Consider the following 4,105-nt stretch of genomic DNA (forward strand, 5'->3'; position numbering starts at 1 on the left):
GGGCGGCACCGTGACCGGTCTCTCGCGCTGCTTCGCCGAGCGCTCGCCGGCGACCGAGATCGTGCTCGCGGATCCCGCGGGCTCGGTGCTCGCGGCCGCCGTGGCGGGACGGCCGCTGCCCGCGGCAGGCAGCTGGCTGGTCGAGGGCATCGGCGAGGACTTCCTACCGCCCATCCTCGATCTCGGCCGCGTGCGGCGGGCCTACACGATCGGCGATCCGGAGAGCTTCGCCACGGCGCGGCTGCTGCTGCGCCGCGAGGGCATCCTCGCCGGCAGCTCGACGGGCTGCCTGCTCGCCGCCGCTCTCCGCTATTGCCGCGCCCAGCGGGAGCCGAAGCGGGTCGTGACCTTCGCCTGCGACACGGGCAACAAGTACCTCTCGAAACTCTACGACGACGACTGGCTGGCCGCCCACGGCCTCGCCGGCAACGAGGAGACGCCGCCCCGATGAATCCGAGCCGCGAGGCGCGCCGACTGCGCCTGGAGACACTGGCCGTCCACGGGGGCCAGCGCCCCGATCCCCTGACGGGCGCGGTGAGCGTGCCCATCTACCAGACCTCGACCTACGCGCAGAGCGCGCCCGGCGAGCACAAGGGCTACGAGTACTCGCGCACGGACAACCCCACGCGCACGGCGCTCCAGGCCGCGCTCGCCAGCCTCGAGGGCGGCGCCCACTGCCGTGTCTTCGCCTCCGGAATGGCGGCGACCGACGCGGTGATCCGCCTGCTGCCGGTGGGCAGCCACATCATCTGCTGCGACGATCTCTACGGCGGCAGCTACCGGCTCTTCGACAAGGTGCTCGCGCCGCAGGGCTACGCCTTCGACTTCGTCGATCTCACGGATCCTGCCGCGCTGGAGGCCGCCCTCCGCCCCGAGACGCGGCTGCTCTGGCTCGAGACGCCGACCAATCCGCTGCTCAAGGTGCTCGACCTGGCCGCGCTCGCCGAGCGCTGCCGCGCGCGCGGCGCACTGGTCGCGGTCGACAACACCTTCCTCTCGCCGATCCTGCAGAACCCACTCGCCTTGGGCGCGGACCTGGTCGTGCATTCGACGACGAAGTACATCAACGGGCACGCGGACGTGGTCGGCGGCGCGGTGATCGTCAGCGACGCCGCGCTCGACGCGCGGCTCGGCTTCCTCCAGAACGCGGCCGGCGCCGTGCCCGGCCCGCTCGACTGCTACCTCACGCTGCGCGGGGTGAAGACGCTCGCCCTGCGCATGCGCCAGCACGAGGCCGGCGCGCGCGCGGTGGCCGAGTTCCTCCTGCGCCAGCCGCGCGTGGAGCGCGTGTTCTGGCCGGGGCTGCCCTCGCACCCGGGGCACGCGGTGGCCGCGCGGCAGGCGCGCGGCTTCGGCGGCATGATCTCCTTCGTCCTCGCGGGCGGGCTGCCCGCGGCGCGCCGCTTTCTCGGCGCGCTCTCGCTCTTCACCCTGGCCGAGAGCCTGGGCGGCGTCGAGAGCCTGATCGAGCACCCGGCGATCATGACCCACGCCAGCGTCGAGCCGGCGATCCGCGAGCGCCTGGGCATCACGGACGGGCTGCTGCGTCTCTCGGTGGGCATCGAGCACCCCGAGGACCTCATCGCCGATCTCGCCGCCGGCCTCGCCGCGCTGGACGGGAGCGGCGCATGAGCGGGCCGCCGCTTGCCGCCGGCGAGCTGGCGCGCTACGCGCGACATCTCACCCTACCCGAGGTGGGGGAGGCCGGCCAGCGGCGGCTGAAGGGCGCCAGCGCGCTCGTGGTCGGCGCGGGCGGTCTCGGCTCGCCGGCCGCGCTCTACCTGGCGGCCGCGGGCCTGGGACGGCTCGTGATCGCCGATGGCGACCTCGTCGAGCTGAGCAACCTGCAGCGGCAGATCCTGCACGGCACGGCGGCGCTGGGTCGGCCGAAGGTCGAGTCCGCCCGGGCGCGGCTCGCCGACCTCAATCCCGAGATCCGCGTCGAGGCCCGCGCCGAGCGCCTGAGCGCGGCCAACGCCCGCGCCTGGGCGCGCGAGGTGGACGTCGTCCTCGACGGCTCGGACTCCTTCGCCACGCGCTACCTCGTGAGCGACGCCTGCGGCCTCGAGGACCGGCCCTGGGTCTACGGCAGCATCTTCCGCTTCGAGGGGCAGCTCTCCCTGTTCCACGCCGGGCGCGGGCCCTGCTATCGCTGCGTCTTTCCCGTGCCGCCGCCCGCGGGCGCCATCCCCAGCTGCGCCGAGGGCGGCGTGCTCGGCGTGCTGCCCGGCATCGTCGGCAGCCTCCAGGCGGCGGAGGCGCTGAAGCTCCTCTTGGGCGCCGGCGAGTCGCTGCTCGGGCGCCTGCTGCTCGTCGACGCGCTGGCGATGCGCTTCCACGAGTTCCGCCTCACGCGCGACTCGGACTGCGCGCTCTGCGGCGAGCGGCCCCGGATCCGGGAGGTCCTGGCGACGGCCGAGCCGGCCTGCGCCCCGGCGGCGCCGAGGGACGCCGAGGCCGGCGCCGCCGTCGCCCAGATCGAGCCGCGCCAGCTGGCGGCGCGCCTGGCCGCGGGCGAACGGCCCCTGCTCCTCGACGTGCGCGAGGACTTCGAGTGGCGGCTTTGCCGTCTCGAGGGCGCGCTGCTCGTTCCCCTCGACCAGCTGCCCGGGCGCCTGACGGAGCTCGACCCCGCGCGCGAGACGGTGGTCTACTGCCACACCGGCGTGCGCAGCCTCTACGCCGCCGAGTACCTGCGCCGGCAGGGCTGGCGCCGCGTCGGCAATCTGCTCGGCGGCATCCACCGCTGGGCGCTGGAGGTGGATTCCAGCCTGCCCACCTACTGAAGCTTGCGGCCGGTCGCCCTGCCGGATTTCCGCCCCTGCCGCGAGGGGCAGATGACGGTTTGGTCATTCGCGACGGACGAGCTTCATCGGCGAGGCTGCTGGGCGTAGAATCCTGGGTGAAGGAAGGAAGGCGGGGCATGCGCGTCTTGCTCATCGAGGATGACGAGAAGCTGGCCGGTTTCCTGCGCAAGGGGCTCCGGGAGGAGGGCTTCACGCTGGCCCATGCCGCGGACGGCGAAGAGGGCCTGCACCTGGCCCTCGCCGAGCGCTTCGACGCGGCGATCGTGGACATCATGCTGCCCAGTCTGGACGGGCTGGCCATCATCGACGAGCTGCGCCGCCAGCGCCTGCGCCTGCCGGTGCTCATCCTGAGCGCGAAGCGGTCCGTGGACGAGCGCGTCCAGGGCCTGCGTGCCGGTGGCGACGACTACTTGACCAAACCCTTCGCCTTCTCGGAGCTGGTCGCGCGCCTGCAAGCCCTGATCCGGCGGGCGCAGGTGAGCGGCGAGACGACCCGGCTCGTCGTGGGCGGCCTGCAGATCGACCTCGCCCGCCGGGCCGTCACGCGCGAGGGGCGCAAGATCGACCTGCCGCCGCGCGAGTTCGCGCTGCTCGCCTACTTGGCGCGCAACGCGGGGCGGGTCGTCTCCAAGACGATGATCATGGAGCAGGTCTGGGACTACAACTTCGACCCGCAGACGAACGTCGTCGAGTCGCGCATGTGCCGCCTGCGCGACAAGGTGGACCGCGGCTTCGCGCGCCCTCTCCTGTACACCGTTCGGGGCGTCGGCTACGTCCTGCGTGACGATGCCTAGGCTGCGCCTCTCGGTAGCCCTGCGGCTCGCGCTCTGGTACGCGGGCGCCGCGGCCTTCTCGCTTGCTCTCGCCATTGGCATCTCCTATTCGGCCGGCGTCCGCGTCCTCCGCGCCGACGTCGACGACGAGCTGCGCCAGGACCTCGCCGAGACGGCGGCACTCGTGCAGGCTGGCGGCGAGGCCGCCTTCGCCCAGGAACTGGCGGTCGAGCTGGCGGGCCCGGACGCGGACAAGGTCTTCCTGCGCCTCTGGTCGCCCGGCGGCGAGGCGCTGACGGGCGCAGGCTTTCAACCCCCGAGCGCCGCGGACCGCGCGGCGCTGGCCGGTTTGGCGCCCGGCGAGACGGCTCCGTTGCGCACGCTGAGGCTGCCCGGGCGCGAGTACGGGGTGCGGGTTGGGGCCGTGCGCCTCGCCTGCGGCCACGCGGTCGAGTTCGGCCAGAGCCTCGAAGAGGAGGAGGACCTGCTCGCGGCGCTGCGCGGCGGCTTCGCCTACGCACTGCC

5 protein-coding genes are annotated in these 4,105 nt (G+C 73.7%); all 5 read left to right on the plus strand.

Annotated elements, in window-relative coordinates:
* On the plus strand, positions 1-451 hold a 451-nt coding region (locus FJ251_14155; GenBank protein ID MBM4118847.1), incomplete at its 5' end, for a pyridoxal-phosphate dependent enzyme.
* Positions 448-1,632 carry a cystathionine gamma-synthase gene (locus FJ251_14160; GenBank protein ID MBM4118848.1) on the plus strand — a complete coding sequence of 395 codons (1,185 nt, stop codon included), beginning with the start codon at positions 448-450 and terminating at the stop codon, positions 1,630-1,632. The genes FJ251_14155 and FJ251_14160, both read left to right, overlap by 4 nt.
* Positions 1,629-2,786, plus strand: a complete 1,158-nt coding sequence (moeB, locus tag FJ251_14165; protein MBM4118849.1) for a molybdopterin-synthase adenylyltransferase MoeB — start codon at positions 1,629-1,631, stop codon at positions 2,784-2,786. The genes FJ251_14160 and moeB overlap by 4 nt, the downstream gene beginning before the upstream one ends.
* 137 nt (positions 2,787-2,923) lie before the next feature.
* Positions 2,924-3,601 (plus strand): response regulator transcription factor, encoded by a 678-nt coding sequence (locus FJ251_14170; protein ID MBM4118850.1) that lies wholly within the window; start codon positions 2,924-2,926, stop codon positions 3,599-3,601.
* Positions 3,594-4,105 (plus strand): hypothetical protein (locus FJ251_14175; protein MBM4118851.1); only part of this gene is annotated, 512 nt, incomplete at its 3' end. The genes FJ251_14170 and FJ251_14175, both read left to right, overlap by 8 nt.

This window comes from bacterium, assembly GCA_016873475.1.
GTDB lineage: Bacteria > Krumholzibacteriota > Krumholzibacteriia > JACNKJ01 > JACNKJ01 > VGXI01.

Bases quoted from the DNA above. Each gene is read 5' to 3' on its own strand.
- moeB (MBM4118849.1), top strand. From the start codon at position 1,629: ATGAGCGGGCCGCCGCTTGCCGCCGGCGAGCTGGCGCGCTACGCGCGA.
- FJ251_14170 (MBM4118850.1), top strand. From the start codon at position 2,924: ATGCGCGTCTTGCTCATCGAGGATGACGAGAAGCTGGCCGGTTTCCTG.
- FJ251_14160 (MBM4118848.1), top strand. From the start codon at position 448: ATGAATCCGAGCCGCGAGGCGCGCCGACTGCGCCTGGAGACACTGGCC.